This window comes from Desulfobulbaceae bacterium DB1, from assembly GCA_001914235.1.
Classification (GTDB): Bacteria; Desulfobacterota; Desulfobulbia; order Desulfobulbales; family SURF-16; genus DB1.
Genome location: MQUF01000022.1, coordinates 1 through 14,881 on the forward strand (window position 1 = coordinate 1; position 14,881 = coordinate 14,881).

The following is a 14,881-nucleotide window of genomic DNA, read 5'->3' on the forward strand; positions in this document are numbered from 1 at the left end:
TTTCAAATAACATGTTGAAATTTAACAAAAAATATTGCAATATTCGCCTGTCTAAAAACATCACTCTGCAGGTGAAAAAATGAAACGATTTATTCTTGAACGCTCATCGGACGAATTTTATACCTCTCATTCCGGCCTGGCCCTGATCGGGCTCGGTATCAATCGCTTTACCAGCTTGAACGCCAAGCTGAAAAAGGCGATACCCGACACCAAGGACATTGCCAATACAGATGTCATTCGCAGTTATCTCGGGCTCCTCTCGCTTGGCAAAAGCGATTTCGAAGCCATTGCCGACATGAAAGACGACAGGTATTTCCAGCAATCACTTGGCATCAAAGCGGTTCCTTCGCCCGAAACCTTGCGCCAGCGCCTTGACGAAACCGCAACAGTTTTTCAGCCAATTGCTTCCTCCACCTACACGGAGTTCATCCGCAATGCCAAAGGAAAAGTAACCCCCTTGGCCATGGGTCATGTCGCCGTCGATATGGACGTCTTTTGCATGGACAACTCCGGCACCAAAAAAGAAGGTTCCAAGCATACCTATCACGGTTATGACGGCTATGCGCCAATAGCCGCCTACATGGGAGAGGAAGGCTGGTGTATTAATCTTGAGTTCCGGGAGGGCAGCCAGCACAGCCAAAACAATTTTATTCCTTTTCTGCAGGAAACCATCTCCCGTGCCAAGTCTTTAACCAAAAAGTCACTGTTATTCAGGCTTGACTCCGGACACGATGCTGTCGAGACCCGAGCAACGCTTTATGGCCACAAAAAGGTCGATTACATCCTGAAATGGAATCCCCGCAAGCAGGACCTTCCCGCCTGGCTGGCCCGTGGGCTGCAAGAAGGAGAAGTGAGCGAACCACGACGCGGCAAACGGGTTGCCGTATTCAGTTTCAACCAGCTTCAGGAGCACGAGGGCAAGGAGTTCAGTACCCGCCTGATCGTCCGCGTGATTGAACGTACCATTGACAAACGCGGCCAGTTGCTGCTGGTGCCGGATATAGAACTTGAGGGCTGGTGGACATCCCTTTACCTGCCGGAAAAAGAGATCATCAAGCTCTACCGGGACCACGGCACAAGCGAGCAGTTTCACAGCGAATTTAAAACCGACATGGATCTTGAGCGGTTGCCTTCGGGAAAATTTGCGACCAATTCCTTGATCATGTCCTTGGCCGGCTTGGCTTATAACATCTTGCGGTTTATCGGCCAGCTTGGCCTTCTCGGTGATCGCTCACCAGTGCGCCACTCGGCAAAGCGCAGGAGAATTCGTACCGTTATTCAGGAACTCATGTACCGTGCAGCCAGACTGATTGAGACCGGCAGGAAACTGAAGCTGCGGTTCAGCCGCCACTGTTGCGCATTTGACTCGTTTCAGGCCGTTTATAACCGGCTTGCCTTTGGCTAATGCAAGAACAGAAGAGAAATTTGCCGGAAAGTGGCTGAACAGCAGGCCCTGCCGGGAAAATACGCCTAAAAACAGGCAAATATAGCAATTTTTCAAAGAACAACGGGGACGATGTCCCAATTTACCAGCAATATGCTGGCAATATATAAATTTCTGGCGGTCGCGGTGTTGAAATTTTTTCGCGCCCCACAATTTTTAGGGAGAATCCGGGATACCTCACGGATTCAGGTTTTAATCTTGCCCTCATCCAGATCTTCAATACCCAAACCACTTACTTGGTTGTCCCAGCGCAGTGCGTCACGGTTTCTGGCAAGAATCAGGTTTTCCAGTTCCTTAGAACTCAGTTGCCGGTCTTCATCAGCCACTCGCATGTAGGCGCGGCCATAGGCGAGAAATAGGGGCCATCCTTGCCGTTGAATGCAACCTTGATGCAGGTTGCCTTATTAATAGTTTCGAAACTCACATGAGGAAAAATTCTGGGTTCGATGCGGGCAGCTATTGACTGGGAGAGGTCCCGCAGGGTTTTTTCGTTCGCCTCCAGCCCCACGGCCTTGCCGTCATTGCTCATACCGAACCACAGTTCACCGGCGCCATGTTTATTCAGAATGGCAGCGATTGAAACAAGGCCGGCCTTGAGCTGAGAAAGGCTTTTCTTAAATTCAACTGTTTCATTTTCTTGCATGTGTTATACCCAGTTACCAGGAGCCTTCATCGCTATTATTGGTTATTCCTGTTGATAGGGCCAGTGGTTCCTTTTTGAGTTTATTATCCTATGTACAGAATAAGGCACTCTGATTGCCATAGAAAATACGAATGGTTCTGTCAATCTGTTTATGTTTCTTATCTGGCTGAAAACATGACCTGTTTCTTCGTTTCTTCCAACACGCCGTTTCTTCTTTCTTCCGGTCGCTGACCGGGTTTCTTGGTTTATTCGTTCCTTCCAATTTGCGGACAAGGATTTTTCAATTGCTACAGTCCCTTATGTTTTCGGACATTGACCGCCTTCCACTCGAGAAGTGGTTGTTTCTGAATACGCTGTTGCAGGGTGGTGTCACTGGTCAGAATTGTCGAATCAATTTCTCCATGATCAAGCAGCAGATCAAGAAATTCATTTTCATTTGGTTCCAGGGGAAGAACGACTGAAAGGGCTTTCTTGCACTCTCCGACTAAATTATTTGCCCAGATCTCTCTGCCCTGCCCGCCAACAGCGTTTTCCCTGAGAACCGGGAGCAGGCTGTTTTCAAGTTCCTGTACACTGAAATTGACATCACCAATTGATACATTCCGCCAGTCTTTTCTATTCATGGCGCCATAAAGAACAAAGGCTAAGCGGAGCATAGCAGAGTCCAGCTTTTGCTGAGTCAGGAGCAGGTGGACATCAAAAAGATCCCGGCTTGCCTGCCTGGCAAGGAGCGCTGCTATTTTACCGGCTGCTATCTCATGGATATCCAGAATCGGTACCGCGGAAGCCTGATATGACCCGATGGGATGAGAATCCATCAAGCCTATCGGCCACAGAGGCACACGAAACATGAAGTTCAGGTCAACTTCCAGGTTCCCGGACTGGGTGAGGCTGCTTTCATAGCTCATTCGCCATTTTCCTCCGGCATGATCCGTGGGTAGACGGCGAAGGGTGAACCCTTCTCTTGCACAAACGGCGGCAACAGCCTCTTCGAGCTTTGGCCGCTCTTCGAGCATCGTTTCCCTGTCTGGTGCTCCGACATAATTGAGATCTATATCAACTGATAGCCTCGGCACATCAAAATAGAAAAGATTGAGAGCAGTCCCGCCCTTGAGGGCTAAACGACCCTCAATAAAAGGGTGGCCCTGGAATGCTTCAAGAAGGTTGAGAAGATGAATCACCTTCTCCAGAATCTCTGGCCGAAACCCAGTTGCCTGCGCTTCGCGATGCAGTTTTTCCCTTGAAACTTTCACATAACCTCCTGCCAGGAACGATCCAGGATTGATTCCGGAACCATAAGATTCCATGATTTAACCAGGCGCCCGGATTTGCCGCGTTCAAAATACTGCGGTCTTTTGGGTTTGTGCCTGCGAAGCTGTTCAAGATGTTGATCCCTCACCATAAGCGTATCCTGGTGCTGTTCAAGAAAGAAGCCCACCCGGGATATGGTTGTGGCATTATGGAGCTGCAGGGCATATTCAATCACCATTTTTAAATCAAAGAATTCCACTCCTTCCAGAGATCTCCAGATTTCTTCCCAGCTCCCCCCCAGGCGTGGCCGATCCAGAAGGTCGACCAGAGTCCTTTCCAGACTTGTGACTTTTATGTCCAGCCCATTATGGTCCACGGTTTTGACACCAGGCTGCAGAGGATTTTTTAATTTCCCAGGAGGGCGAATGCCGGAAAAGGTATACGATCTGAAGGTGGTGTGACGTCCTCCTTGGCAGGTCAGATATTGATACTGCGTAAACACGGAATAGGCCTTGCCGTGAAATTCTAAAGCTGTGTGATAGGCCAGTACTGCATCATCGGTCATTTTTGCCGCTATGAGGTATGGATCGGCCGGGCATGTTTCGGGTTTCATGCCAAGCGGAACCGTCATATAGAGTCCTCTCCGGATGCGTAACAGGTTGCCCTGCTTGACATGGTATTTCAGAAGAGACTCTTTTGTTTTTACATTGCTGCTCCCTCCGGCTTCCAGAAACCTTGTGAATTCGGCGTGGGTGAATACCGGATGGGTGGCAAAGAATTCTTTGGTGCGCATCGAATCACCATGTTTAATATTTTTTCAGAAACAGGTAATATTATTACTGGTGCATAAATAATATGTCAAAGGATATCTTGGTTTTTCCGTGGATTAATTTGCAGAAATGACACGATACACGTAAAAAAATACCTTGTATTGATATGTTCTGGAAGATTGGAAATAAGTGTCACGCTTTAGTGCTGCGCGTCAATATAAAAATGTACCATTTGAGGATAATACAAGTAACCCGTAATTTTTTTAGGGTTACTTGTACAATTTTCAAGCTGCACCTGCATCCATCTCCGGATTTCATCCCCGGCCGGTCATCCTGGCGATTTCCTTTTCGATCTCCGGGGTAATCTTTTCGATGATGAAGGAGGTCATGTTGTAGGGGGTGTAATTGGTGATGTGTTTGAGCTTCAGGTACAGTGGCTCCGGCATCTTGAGAAGAACCTGTTTCATGACATCCTCGCGCACATATGGTTCCTCCCAGGGGTAGACCGTTTGGATCGGAGCGGGCGGGGCGATAGTCGGCTGCACGGCGCCGGCGGCAAAGGCGTCCAGGGCCGCGTCCTTGTCTTTTGCTGCCGGCACGCCGCGCAGGGGGCTGCTTTTCTTTTTAGTCACCATAGATCTCCTCGTACAATTGGTTCATTTCGTTAACCGCCTTGCGGTCCTGGCCGTACTCGACCACGGCCAGGCCGTCTCTGGCCGCCTTGCGGAAGGCGATGCGGTCCCGGATCATGGATTGGGCCAGGGTCAGATGCTGAAAATTTTCCCGGGTGATGAATTCCCGGGTCTCCCGGTCCTCCCGGATGGCCGGATTGGTGGCGACCCGGTTGATGACGATGAAGGCGGCAAGTTCTTCGTTCAACCCCTTTGCCATCTCCACCAGGGTATCCATCTGGCGGATAGTCCAGATGTCAAACTGGAAGGGCTGCACCGGTATGTAGGCCCGGTCGGCCACGCCGAGGGCGTAGCGCAGCTCCATGGAATCGCGGCCGCCGGCATCGATGATGATCTCGTCGTATCGTTCAGCCAGATCACGGACCTGGGCCGGCAGGCCCTTGCCGAATTTCTGCACACAGGCCACCCGGGGCTCGATGTTTTCCTCATCCCGGACCGTGGCCCAGAAGGAGGCTGTCCCTTGCCGGTCGGTGTCCAGCAGTAGTACGTCCTTTCCCTTCATGGCCAGCATGGCCGCGATGTTGACCGCCAGAGTCGTCTTGCCGGTGCCGCCTTTTTCTCCGCCGAAAACTGTGATGCTCATAGCATAACCCCATCAAAGTATATACGATATATATAGTCTATATTATTTAGCCGATACAGAATGTACAGGCAATAAAAAAACGGCTGCCCAACCACAAAGGTTGGAAACAGCCGTTTTGCGTTACATGGTTTCGTTCATGCCGCTTCGGGAAGATTCTCTTCTTCCCCCGCAGCCAGGCCGGCCTTGTCCAGGACAAAGTCGGCGGCGTTCTGCGCCTTGGCTGCGGCGGTGAAGATCGCCCGGTTGTCGCCTTTGAGGATCTGCAGCCAGGAATTGATGTATTCCGGGTAACGCATCTCCTCGAAAGGGATAGCGGTTGCGGTGCCCAGGAAGGCGGCGCCGATCTCGGCCACCAGTTCCTCGAAGGCATAGTCATTGTCGCCGAAGCGTTTGCCGAAGGTCCGGGCCAGCCGGGCCGGATGTCCGGTCCAGTGGATGATTTCGTGATAGGCGGTGGAGTAATAGAAATCGAGATTCTCGAAGGCGGTGCGCGGCGGCAGGTTGATCCTGTCGGCGGACGGCACATAACAGGCCCGGCCACCTCCATGTTTCAGCACGGGCAGGGTCAGGATCCTTTCCGCCATTTCATTGTCTTCCTGACCAACGACCGCGCCGGGTGCAAGGGCGGGAAGATCGAGCCCTTCGCACTGCTCCACGTTGAAGACCGTGTAAGCCCTGGCAAAGGGGATAACCTTCTGTTGCCTGTTTTCATCCGGCTCCGGGTCAAAATCGGGTGGATCGCTCTCTGCCCGCAGGGGCAGGAATTTCCAGAAGATGACATGCACGCCTTTCTCACCCTTCCTGATGCTGAGAGTGGCGAATTAGCCTTTCCTGGACATGGAAAGATGGCTCTCTCCCCGGACCTGAAAAAAATACGAGAACTTGAGAAAAGTTACTGGTGCCCGGAGCGAGAATCGAACTCGCACAGCTACAAAGAGCCGAGGGATTTTAAGTGTGTTGCTTAGCAACTCGTAACATATCGCAATTAATAAGTTTTATATTTTAAATATATCTATTTGTTCCATTTTTGTTCCATCTGCCCAAGAATAGCTGACAAAGAAAACGTCACCTGAATATCTTGAACGGCCGGACAATCTTTCCGCCCTCGCTTCTTTCCCATTGATCCGCGGGAAGTTTTATGCGGATTTCTGAATCCGGTCTTTTTCAAAAGCCAGCGCTTTTTCCAGGCTGGCGATCCGTGCTTCCATTTCCTTCATCTGGTTCTGTAACTTCAGGTTTTCGTTCTTCATGCTGACCGATTCATGAAAAGCATCGATCAATTCCGTCAGCATATCGCGAAAACGGGTGTTCGATTCCAGAATCTCCACAACCTTCAGGATTTTTTCTGAAATACCGGACCGAGAATCCCTGGATTTTCTAGGCGACTTAAATCCAACAACGCTTTTGTCCCAGATGGCATCGTCAAGCGGAGGCGCCGAAATCTCTTCCCCACCTTTCATTTTCAACGAAGTCTCACCTTTAGCCTTGCCGAGAAGGCCTCGCCCCAGAGCAAGCATGCTCTCGTAGGTCATATTGAAATGACCGGCAATCTTGGCCCGAACCTCTTCCGAGCCTGGTTTGCGGCCTTTGACAATGGCATTGAGATAGCCCCGGTCAATGTTTTGTTGGCCCGCAAGACGACTTTGCGCTCCTCGCCCCTCCTGAGTCAATAAATGAACCAGTGCTGCCTGGAATTGTTGTGTAACTGATTGATCCATAGGTCAACAATAGACCATATGCTCAACAAATGGAAGGGAAAACTTAAATTTCCTCTTTTGTTATAAATTTTTGTTGACATGATAGACTATTTTTAATAACAAAATTGGCCATGAAGACTACATCGGAAAAAATTACACAAAAAGAGATAGCCAAATCGGCACAAATTGGGCCTGATTTTTTGAGTCATATTATTCGTGGCCGACGGCGTTGTCCTCCGTCAGTTGCCTTGCGACTTGAGGAAGCGACAGGTATCAGCAGGGTGACTTGGGTGTGGGGCAGCCCAGAGGAAATCAGATCGGCACTCACTGAACACCTCTCAAAAGCAGGATGAGTAATGGATATTGAATCCCGTCTCGCAGCCATAGAGGAGAGCCAGCGTGAAATACTCAGATTGTTGAGCAATGGGAATAATTCTTCGCCAATGATCATGAACCTGAAGCAGGCGGCGGACTACGCCGGTTATTCACCGGACCATTTCCGCCGGTTGGCTGTTGAGCACCGCATTATCCCTTTTTCCAGACCGTCCGGTCAGCAAAAAGGCAAGTTATTGTTTAGGAAAGCAGATCTGGACAAATTTCTGGACTCGTCAATAAAAGGGGAAAAAGAATTGAAACAACCAGGCCGCAAGAGAAAATCAAAAAATATTCGGTTGTGGTGAAAACAGCGTGGATGCAGGTGACAATAGTTTCATGGCCGGCCTGAAGAATTTATCCCCAGAACTTCAGAAAAAGATAAAGGAGCTGGCCGAAAACCCGCTGTTGCCTGTCTGGCATGAGGAGACCCGTGGCGTACCAAATCCATGTCTGCGATCAGCCCTCTTTGGGGTTATTCAGCGTGGTCGCAGAAAGGCCGTTAAGGGTGAGCTGGTTGCTGCGGTAAAGGGTCTTGATATTCGTTATACCGGCTGGCGTCTGGATCAGGGTGATTTTGACGTTTTGGCTCACGCACTCCATCTTGCCTCCCGGCAACAGGAAAAATCACCTACATGTCATGTGCAGTTTTCAGCCAAAGGTTTTCTACGGGCAATAGGCCGCAAGTTCGGTAAATCCGGGCGGGACTGGCTGAAAGATTCCCTGCGGCGCTTAACCGCCTCGGCAGTTGAGATCAAAGCGGAGATCCGGTACGGATGCCGGGTGGAATCATGCACTTATGCTGGTTCGTTGATCGATGAATTTTACTACAATGCCCGGGATAAAACCTATTTCCTGAAAATAAATCCCAAGCTCGCTTTCCTGTTTGATTCAGGATGGACAATGTTGCAGTGGCCACAACGAATTCTCCTCAAGACCGATCTGGCGAAATGGCTACACGGCTTTTACGCAAGTCATGCCGTCCCTTATCCGGTGAAAACGGCCACCTTGAGACACTTATGCGGTTCTGAATGCAATCGCTTGTCTGACTTTCGGGGCAAGTTACGAACTGCATTGGAAGAATTGAGAAATTGCGGCGCTCTTGAATCCTGGGAAATTGATCAGCTAGACAAGGTTCATGTTCTAAAGAAAAAAAATATCAGCACCAATGAAAAAAATTAGGGGCATAGCGGTCGCACGGGGTGGGCACAACAGTCACAGCGAGGGGGCATAACGGTCGTAAGGAGGGGGCATAGCAGTCACGCATGGGAGGCATAGCGGTCGTAATGGTGGGCATAGCGGTCGCAAATCAAAGTTGACAAATCCCCCTAATCCTTTGCAGCCATGGAGATTACGAAGGATGCCGCATCAGCCTAATCATCTTTAATCTATTTTTAATCTTAAAAGAAAGGGAGTCCGTAAAAGGTTCGGAAAAAATGACACGTCCGGTTTTTATCGATCAGCAGGCAACCAGCAATGAAATGTGGGCGACGGCCATGCAGTGGGTTGCCGCCAACCGGAAACTTATCGGGCAGATTGCCTCCCCTTACCGCCGGTACATGGCGGCGGAAAACGTTGATCTTGTGCAAGAGGCCACCATAGCGGCATACAAAGCCCTGCTGGCCGCCAGCAAGAAAGAGAAACCCAAGCAGTTCGTTCCCTTCTTCAGGGTCATTTTCAAGACCAACTGCATAAGGCTGGCATCCGGCATTCAAACCGAATACTGCCTGGAAGTCCACAATCTTCCGGGTCCTACTCGCGGAAAAGAACAGGAGGAACTTGAAGACAGTGAAACGGTTGAAGAGGCGCTGAAAACAGTGAGCAAACGGCAACGTGAGATCTGCATCTGGCTGCTCGAACAACCCGAACCGGCAAGCACCCCGGAACTGGCCAGGGAATTCAACATCAGCCGTCGCCATGCCTGCCGGTTGATCAGCAACAGCATCAAACGGATAGCCGGCGCTTCGTGATGAGTGTGACTATCAGGGAGTTTGCCAAAGATTCCCTTATCCCAAAGGGCGTGCTTCTCTATCTGAACCGGGAAGGGATTATTCAGGACCCTCTTTGCCGGGAAGACCATATCGGGCTTCAGCTTCTCGAAAAGATCTGGGGCAGAAAAGAGGTGCTCCGCCCCCAAATGGCCAAACTCTCCATGAAGGCCCGGGTCAACTTCATCAGGACGGCTGATCTGCCTAGCAAATGGGAACGCTACGCATACACCCGGTTCAGGAACCAGGAAGAGAGTAAAGGCCTGGCCATGCGAACCGTGGTGGAGGAGATCGAAATCACTTTCGGTTTCAGTCTGAACAAACAGCAGATCGAGCGACTTTACAAGATCCGCAACCGGGCCCAGGTCGCCCGGCATCGAGAAAAAAATATTGCGGAAAAGCAAAACGAACCGCTCTTACAGAGCGCAAACAAATAAGTAAAAAACAGCATTTATTGGCGCTTACCGGATGGATGAAGTCAACTTATACCAAGGGTACTTTTTCGAAAAAAATCGGTCGGTCAGGTCACATGCCCTGGAAAAAGAAAACAGAGGTAAAAGCAAAGACGATGCGAAAATGGATTTCCGGCAGTGTGATATCGGCAGTGGCGATGGCAATGATCCCGGTCAACGGGTTGGCGGCGATGGCCGTCACGGAACAGCACTACGTTTTCAGGATGGCTGTTACCCGGGATGTTCCTGTCCGTACCTTCGCAATCGGTGCATTCGTTAACGCCAAAAAGCTGCGGGCTCAGGCTGATGTCTCGGTCGCCGAGAAAAACAAAATGCTTCTGTCTCTCAGGACGAGAGAGACGGATGACGTGGATGAAAAACGCATCCGGATTGCGCACCCACTCGTCCCGCCGGTGCTCTTTGATCTGGCCAGTACAAGCCTGGCAGAGAAAACAGAGGAAGAACTTCTGGCCGCTCTTGGAAAGAGAATCGACAAAACCACCCCGCTTCAGGTTACGGGCTACACCTGCGATCTTGGCGCGCAGCAGGTTAACGATGCTCTGGCCATGGAACGGGCGAAGGCGGTTGGCGGGCTGTTGAAGTTCCATGGTTTCAGGGTTGGTGCCGTTCTGGGCAAGGGGAAACAAGACTATGTGTCGCGTGATCCCGGCATGCGGCATTTGAACCGCCGGGTGGAGATCGAAATCACTTCGCCATCTGCCGCCGGCGGCGCACAGTAAAAAACACACCCAAGGGAGAAAGTCCAAAATGCAATACATCAAATCACAACCACGGGGAATGGGCTCGGTGTCGTTGTTCCCTGCCGGCCTCAAACGCAAAAAGACCATCGCTGCCTTGTCGGTCCTCGGGGCGGCCTGTCTGGTGGCCGCGAGCCGGGCGGACGCCTTCAACGCACCGGCGGCGGGAACCTTCGCTTTTGATATCTATGACATCGGCATCAATCAGATCCTCAAAGGCCCCATCGGTTTTGCCGCCGGGGTCGGCTCCATGGTGGCCGCCTCGGTCATGGCCATCCGACAAATGCTGTTGCCTGCCGCCGCGACCGTGCTGGGCGGGGCCTTTCTCCTGAAGGCCGATAGTGTTGTCGCTTCGCTGGGCGCGCTGGTCGGGTAGACAATATGGCGGACAGCATAAAAAGGCCCTTTCCCCAGTATCTCTCCGCCCCGTTTCAGATCCTCTGGTACGAAAGCGACGAACTGGCCCTGTTCATGTTCTTTCTGGTGCTGGCCCTGATGTACGGCAATGTATTCTGGCTGCTGCTCATTCCCGGGCCTTACGTTTACAGCCGGATCAAACGGCAGAAACCGCGGGGCTTTCTCTGTCATCTGCTCTACATGGCGGGACTGATCCGGATGAAAAACTATCCGGCGTATTTTGAAAAGGTTTTCATCGAATAGGCCATCATGCACATGAATATTTTTCTGCAGAAAACCAGTAACCTGTTTACCGAAAACAGACTTTTGAAATTTGTCATCGTCGTGCTTGCCATGGCCGTGGCGGTCAACTCCTTTCTGGTGAGCCGGGCCATCCGATACCAGCGGGTCATCCTGATTCCGCCCAAACTTACCGGCAACATCGAATTCGTGGAAGGCAAACCTTCCGACCAGTACATCCGTGATCTGGCCCGGAGAATGGTGAATCTTGCCGCGACGTATTCACCGGCCACGGCCAGGAATCAATTTGATGAATTTCTCGGATTTTACGCCCCAGACGCCTATCCAGACGCCGCAAAGGTATGGTACGCCCTGGCCGGCCGGGTGGAGGAAAGCCAGGTCAGCACGGTCTTTTACATGAAGAACCTAATGCTGGACAGCAAAAATCAGCGGCTGGAATTCAGCGGCGACCAGCGGCAGTTTGCCGAGGACCGTTTCATCGAATCAGGCCGCAAGACCTATGAGGCCAGATACCGAATCGAGGATGGCCGGTTTTTCCTCGTCTCATTTCTTGAAAAACGTTCATAGCTGGGGAAGTGGAGAGAGAAGATGCACAAAACCTGTTCGATCATGTTGGTGGCCCTGTTTGGTGCGGCGCCTGTTTACGCCGATCAACTCTCCGGCCCCATTCCGCCCGAGGTGACGACAGCGGTGGAGCTGTCCTCGTCCGATGTCAATCGGATCGTTTGCCCCGGCACGATCAATGATCTGATTTTTTCCAAGGAAAAGGGTATAGAAGGTCATTTTGCCGGGAGTAACGCCTTTGTCAAATTTACCATCACCATACAGGATGACGAGAAACTCTACGCGAATACTCCCAGCGAGCTGTTCGTGAGCTGCAACAGCACCATTTACACCCTGATTGCCACGCCGAAAAGAATTCCCTCCGTCACCCTGCGCCTTGCCCCCTCCCCCTCCCAGAACCTGAAGCGGAATATCGACCACTATCAGGCCTTACCCTTTGAGAAAAAGGTGCTGCAGTTGATTCGCGAGGCCTGTTTGCAGGAGTATCCGGATAACTACCGGATAACCGCGGCTGAGGAGGAAGTCAACATCTCCGCGGATCTGACCGTCCGCCTGAAGAAAATCGTTGTTGTCGAAGGGGTGGGCCTGCGTTTGAAGGAATATCTGGTACGGCCGGCGGCGGGTGCACCTGTCCATGTCACGGAAAAGGACTTTCTGAAATCCCGGCTTGGTGAACGGATCATTGCCGTGGCGGTCGAAGACCATGAGATTGCGCCAGGCAAGTCGTCCCTCGTTTTCATCGTCGAGCAACGGGGAGAGGAATCGTGAGTCTGAAAGAACGTTTCAACAGTCTGAATCCTCTCCAGAAGAAAATCTGCGTCTGGTCCCTGGTGGGCGCGGCAGTGCTGGTTGTCGTGGTCGCTGGATACAAGACCAGCCGAAGTCCGGAATCGGAGGCAACCGCAAGACTTGAAAAAACGCGGGAGATCTCGCTCGACCCGGATCTGATCCAGAAAACCATGCTGCGGGAACAACGCAAGGAAATCGAGGCCATGCAGGCCCAGATCAAAAAACTCGCAGATAATGAGGAAGAAAGGCGAACCCCGGAAAATTTTCCGCCACCGCCTCCAGCCGAAAACCAATTGCCGGCGATCCCTTCCGCGGATCAGGTGGAACAGACAGCATCCTCTCCCTCTTTCGCGGTTCCGGTTTCCCACTCATTTCCGGCTCCTCCGATTCGGCAGACTCCACCGCCGCCGGGAGAAGAAAAAATCATCGGCGGCATCGGCATTCTCTCCAGCCAGAGTGGTCTGGCTCCGGTTGCCGCTGTCCAGGCGGATAAAAAAAAAGAGACCCGGACGGTCTATCTGCCGCCTTCTTTTATGGAGGCCATGTTGCTGACCGGTTTCGACGCTTCTACTTCGGGGGACGGCAAGAACAATCCGGAACCCCTGTTGTTGCGCATCCAGGCCCCGGCCATGCTGCCCAATGACGTGAAGGCGAACCTGCGAGGCTGCTTCATCATTGCCGAGGCAGTGGGCCGGCTTAACAAGGAGAGGGCCGATGTGCGGTTGGTGTCACTTTCCTGCATCGGAAGAGACGGCCAGGCGGTGATCGATACCACGGTCAAGGGCTTTGTGACGGACAGCGACAGCAAGGTCGGGCTCTCCGGCCGGGTGGTCTCCAAAATGGGAGCAGCCACGGCCAGGGCGGTGGTGGCCGGCATCTTCGGCGGAGCGGGCGACGCCCTGCAGGCTTCAACGCTTACCCAATCGACTTCGCCCCTCGGCACCACAAGCTTTGTTGACACGGATCAGCTGGCCAAGTCGGCGGCCGGCGGCGGGCTTTCCGAAGGGGCCAAGACCCTGCAGGAACTTTACCTCGATCTGGCCAAGCAGGCCACGCCGGTAATCGAGGTAGGGGCCGCCAAAGAGGTGACGGTAGTTATTTCGGAAGGCAAGGAACTTGAGATTAAAGAGATTGAGAGTGAAAAGCTGTAGACAATTCATGAACGGACAAAGTCAAGTAACGGACCGTATTGATGCCGATCCGCAGCCTGGAGTGCGGTAATGTAACGTTGCCGGCAGTCTCCGGCCTGAACCAGATTCTCGCTGCCCCAGGTGAAACGAGGCCGGCCGAGAACATGGACCAGAAGCAGATCGGCCATGAGTCTGGCATGCCGGCCATTGCCGTTGGCAAAGAGATGTATGGAGACGAGACGATGATGGAACCTGGCCGCGATTTCATCAGGAGGATAGACCTTCATATCGATCCAGGTCTCCACATTCGCCAGCAGATTTTTCAGCGCCGGACCTATGGACCACCATTCCACCCCGATGTTCTTTCCGCTCCTGCGAAACTCTCCCGCCCATCTCCAGACGTTGTCGAACATTCGCCGGTGGAGGCGGCAGGCAAAATCAACACTGAGCAGATCCCGTGGTTTACGGCGGAAAGCCCAGGTCTCCGCCTCGACAATATTGTCCTGCTCCCAGCGGTCAAGTTCGGCACGATTGGTGATATGGGGGAGAAGCAGACCTTCCGCCTCGTCAGCGTCTATCGGCGTTGCCCCGGGCGGGTAATCATAATTCATCGTCATCGTCCCATAGTTCTTTCGGCATATTCCGGATCAGCGCCTCCACCTCCGCTTCAATCGCCTTTTGCTGATCCGAGTCGGAAAGTTGCTGCGCTTCAAGGAGCATGGAATGCGAGACTCTTGCCAGCCGTTTTTTCGCCAGGATTTCAGCTTGTTTGCGCACAGTATCCGCCAGACTGTCACGGGGCACCAGGGCATAGACAAAAACGCAATCCAGGGCCTCGGCCGCCTGACGCATGGTCTTGATGGTAACGGAACCGGTCAGCTCCTTTTTTTCAAGGACTGTGGTCCAAGGCGCCGAAACTCCCAACCGCCGGGCAAACTGTTTCCCCGACATTCCCAGAGCTTCCCGGACAGCACGCAACCAGCCCTTGGCCGGACGTTGCATATCGCGCAGGCATGAAAGCCGGCCCAGTGTGGTTTCGAGCTGTTCACGGATCAATCGTTTATGTTGAGGCTTCATTTTATTAACCATTA

22 protein-coding genes are annotated in these 14,881 nt (G+C 52.2%); 13 read left to right on the forward strand and 9 right to left on the reverse strand.

Annotation, left to right across the window (positions count from 1 at the left end):
* The first annotated feature begins 79 nt into the window (after nt 1-79).
* A complete protein-coding gene (locus BM485_15915) occupies nt 80-1,405 on the forward strand; it encodes a transposase (protein OKY73941.1) in 1,326 nt (441 codons plus the stop codon).
* A 340-nt stretch (nt 1,406-1,745) separates the two neighbouring features.
* Here BM485_15915 and BM485_15920 read toward each other — a convergent pair whose 3' ends face one another.
* The 6 genes from BM485_15920 to BM485_15945 form a co-directional block, all read right to left on the reverse strand.
* Nucleotides 1,746-2,087 (reverse strand): hypothetical protein, encoded by a 342-nt coding sequence (locus BM485_15920; protein OKY73942.1) that lies wholly within the window; start codon nt 2,085-2,087, stop codon nt 1,746-1,748.
* Nucleotides 2,088-2,374: 287 nt separating this feature from the next.
* Nucleotides 2,375-3,394, reverse strand: a complete 1,020-nt coding sequence (locus BM485_15925) for a hypothetical protein (GenBank protein ID OKY73943.1) — start codon at nt 3,392-3,394, stop codon at nt 2,375-2,377.
* Nucleotides 3,337-4,131: a transcriptional regulator gene (locus BM485_15930; protein ID OKY73944.1), complete on the reverse strand. Its 795-nt coding sequence runs from the start codon at nt 4,129-4,131 to the stop codon at nt 3,337-3,339. Before BM485_15930 ends, BM485_15925 begins: the two co-directional genes overlap by 58 nt.
* A gap of 291 nt (nt 4,132-4,422) precedes the next feature.
* Nucleotides 4,423-4,743, reverse strand: coding sequence for a hypothetical protein (locus BM485_15935; GenBank protein ID OKY73945.1), 321 nt, complete (start codon nt 4,741-4,743; stop codon nt 4,423-4,425).
* Nucleotides 4,733-5,383, reverse strand: coding sequence for a chromosome partitioning protein (locus BM485_15940; GenBank protein ID OKY73946.1), 651 nt, complete (start codon nt 5,381-5,383; stop codon nt 4,733-4,735). The genes BM485_15935 and BM485_15940 overlap by 11 nt, the downstream gene beginning before the upstream one ends.
* Before the next feature lie 134 nt (nt 5,384-5,517).
* Nucleotides 5,518-6,168, reverse strand: a complete 651-nt coding sequence (locus BM485_15945; protein ID OKY73947.1) for a hypothetical protein — start codon at nt 6,166-6,168, stop codon at nt 5,518-5,520.
* Between BM485_15945 and BM485_15950 the strand changes: the two genes are divergently transcribed.
* Nucleotides 6,163-6,348: a hypothetical protein gene (locus tag BM485_15950; GenBank protein OKY73948.1), complete on the forward strand. Its 186-nt coding sequence runs from the start codon at nt 6,163-6,165 to the stop codon at nt 6,346-6,348. The genes BM485_15945 and BM485_15950 overlap by 6 nt on opposite strands.
* 171 nt (nt 6,349-6,519) lie before the next feature.
* Here the strand turns inward: BM485_15950 and BM485_15955 are convergent, their stop codons facing one another.
* Nucleotides 6,520-7,053, reverse strand: a complete 534-nt coding sequence (locus BM485_15955; protein OKY73949.1) for a hypothetical protein — start codon at nt 7,051-7,053, stop codon at nt 6,520-6,522.
* Between the two features lie 158 nt (nt 7,054-7,211).
* On the opposite strand from BM485_15955, the gene BM485_15960 reads away from it, so the two are divergent.
* The 11 genes from BM485_15960 to BM485_16010 all read left to right on the forward strand — a co-directional run bounded on the left by BM485_15960 (nt 7,212) and on the right by BM485_16010 (nt 13,811).
* Nucleotides 7,212-7,433, forward strand: a complete 222-nt coding sequence (locus BM485_15960; GenBank protein ID OKY73950.1) for a hypothetical protein — start codon at nt 7,212-7,214, stop codon at nt 7,431-7,433.
* Between the two features lie 3 nt (nt 7,434-7,436).
* Nucleotides 7,437-7,760 (forward strand): hypothetical protein, encoded by a 324-nt coding sequence (locus tag BM485_15965; GenBank protein OKY73951.1) that lies wholly within the window; start codon nt 7,437-7,439, stop codon nt 7,758-7,760.
* Nucleotides 7,761-7,791: 31 nt separating this feature from the next.
* Entirely contained in the window at nt 7,792-8,634 is an 843-nt protein-coding gene (locus BM485_15970) for a hypothetical protein (protein ID OKY73952.1), read from the forward strand.
* A gap of 254 nt (nt 8,635-8,888) precedes the next feature.
* Nucleotides 8,889-9,422 (forward strand): hypothetical protein, encoded by a 534-nt coding sequence (locus BM485_15975; protein OKY73953.1) that lies wholly within the window; start codon nt 8,889-8,891, stop codon nt 9,420-9,422.
* Nucleotides 9,422-9,877, forward strand: a complete 456-nt coding sequence (locus tag BM485_15980; protein ID OKY73954.1) for a hypothetical protein — start codon at nt 9,422-9,424, stop codon at nt 9,875-9,877. Before BM485_15975 ends, BM485_15980 begins: the two co-directional genes overlap by 1 nt.
* Nucleotides 9,878-9,912: 35 nt before the next feature.
* Nucleotides 9,913-10,632 (forward strand): hypothetical protein, encoded by a 720-nt coding sequence (locus tag BM485_15985; protein ID OKY73955.1) that lies wholly within the window; start codon nt 9,913-9,915, stop codon nt 10,630-10,632.
* A 58-nt stretch (nt 10,633-10,690) separates the two neighbouring features.
* Nucleotides 10,691-11,026 carry a hypothetical protein gene (locus BM485_15990; protein ID OKY73956.1) on the forward strand — a complete coding sequence of 112 codons (336 nt, stop codon included), beginning with the start codon at nt 10,691-10,693 and terminating at the stop codon, nt 11,024-11,026.
* Nucleotides 11,027-11,043: 17 nt separating this feature from the next.
* Nucleotides 11,044-11,310, forward strand: a complete 267-nt coding sequence (locus BM485_15995; protein ID OKY73999.1) for a type IV conjugative transfer system protein TraL — start codon at nt 11,044-11,046, stop codon at nt 11,308-11,310.
* Between the two features lie 6 nt (nt 11,311-11,316).
* Nucleotides 11,317-11,874, forward strand: a complete 558-nt coding sequence (locus BM485_16000) for a hypothetical protein (protein ID OKY73957.1) — start codon at nt 11,317-11,319, stop codon at nt 11,872-11,874.
* A gap of 21 nt (nt 11,875-11,895) precedes the next feature.
* Nucleotides 11,896-12,639 carry a hypothetical protein gene (locus tag BM485_16005; GenBank protein ID OKY73958.1) on the forward strand — a complete coding sequence of 248 codons (744 nt, stop codon included), beginning with the start codon at nt 11,896-11,898 and terminating at the stop codon, nt 12,637-12,639.
* A 2-nt stretch (nt 12,640-12,641) separates the two neighbouring features.
* Entirely contained in the window at nt 12,642-13,811 is a 1,170-nt protein-coding gene (locus tag BM485_16010) for a hypothetical protein (protein ID OKY74000.1), read from the forward strand.
* A gap of 5 nt (nt 13,812-13,816) precedes the next feature.
* Here BM485_16010 and BM485_16015 read toward each other — a convergent pair whose 3' ends face one another.
* The gene (locus BM485_16015; GenBank protein ID OKY73959.1) at nt 13,817-14,401 is read right to left on the reverse strand and encodes a cell filamentation protein Fic; all 585 of its coding nucleotides are present in this window, start codon (nt 14,399-14,401) and stop codon (nt 13,817-13,819) included.
* The gene (locus BM485_16020; GenBank protein ID OKY74001.1) at nt 14,391-14,867 is read right to left on the reverse strand and encodes a DNA-binding protein; all 477 of its coding nucleotides are present in this window, start codon (nt 14,865-14,867) and stop codon (nt 14,391-14,393) included. The genes BM485_16015 and BM485_16020 overlap by 11 nt, the downstream gene beginning before the upstream one ends.
* Nucleotides 14,868-14,881 lie beyond the last annotated feature (14 nt).

Coding starts and splice junctions, on each gene's coding strand:
- BM485_15915 (OKY73941.1), top strand. CDS start 80: ATGAAACGATTTATTCTTGAACGCTCATCGGACGAATTTTATACCTCT.
- BM485_15920 (OKY73942.1), bottom strand. CDS start 2,087: ATGCAAGAAAATGAAACAGTTGAATTTAAGAAAAGCCTTTCTCAGCTC.
- BM485_15925 (OKY73943.1), bottom strand. CDS start 3,394: ATGGAATCTTATGGTTCCGGAATCAATCCTGGATCGTTCCTGGCAGGA.
- BM485_15930 (OKY73944.1), bottom strand. CDS start 4,131: ATGCGCACCAAAGAATTCTTTGCCACCCATCCGGTATTCACCCACGCC.
- BM485_15935 (OKY73945.1), bottom strand. CDS start 4,743: ATGGTGACTAAAAAGAAAAGCAGCCCCCTGCGCGGCGTGCCGGCAGCA.
- BM485_15940 (OKY73946.1), bottom strand. CDS start 5,383: ATGAGCATCACAGTTTTCGGCGGAGAAAAAGGCGGCACCGGCAAGACG.
- BM485_15950 (OKY73948.1), top strand. CDS start 6,163: ATGCACGCCTTTCTCACCCTTCCTGATGCTGAGAGTGGCGAATTAGCC.
- BM485_15960 (OKY73950.1), top strand. CDS start 7,212: ATGAAGACTACATCGGAAAAAATTACACAAAAAGAGATAGCCAAATCG.
- BM485_15965 (OKY73951.1), top strand. CDS start 7,437: ATGGATATTGAATCCCGTCTCGCAGCCATAGAGGAGAGCCAGCGTGAA.
- BM485_15970 (OKY73952.1), top strand. CDS start 7,792: ATGGCCGGCCTGAAGAATTTATCCCCAGAACTTCAGAAAAAGATAAAG.
- BM485_15975 (OKY73953.1), top strand. CDS start 8,889: ATGACACGTCCGGTTTTTATCGATCAGCAGGCAACCAGCAATGAAATG.
- BM485_15980 (OKY73954.1), top strand. CDS start 9,422: ATGAGTGTGACTATCAGGGAGTTTGCCAAAGATTCCCTTATCCCAAAG.
- BM485_15985 (OKY73955.1), top strand. CDS start 9,913: ATGAAGTCAACTTATACCAAGGGTACTTTTTCGAAAAAAATCGGTCGG.
- BM485_15990 (OKY73956.1), top strand. CDS start 10,691: ATGGGCTCGGTGTCGTTGTTCCCTGCCGGCCTCAAACGCAAAAAGACC.
- BM485_16000 (OKY73957.1), top strand. CDS start 11,317: ATGCACATGAATATTTTTCTGCAGAAAACCAGTAACCTGTTTACCGAA.
- BM485_16005 (OKY73958.1), top strand. CDS start 11,896: ATGCACAAAACCTGTTCGATCATGTTGGTGGCCCTGTTTGGTGCGGCG.
- BM485_16015 (OKY73959.1), bottom strand. CDS start 14,401: ATGAATTATGATTACCCGCCCGGGGCAACGCCGATAGACGCTGACGAG.
- BM485_16020 (OKY74001.1), bottom strand. CDS start 14,867: ATGAAGCCTCAACATAAACGATTGATCCGTGAACAGCTCGAAACCACA.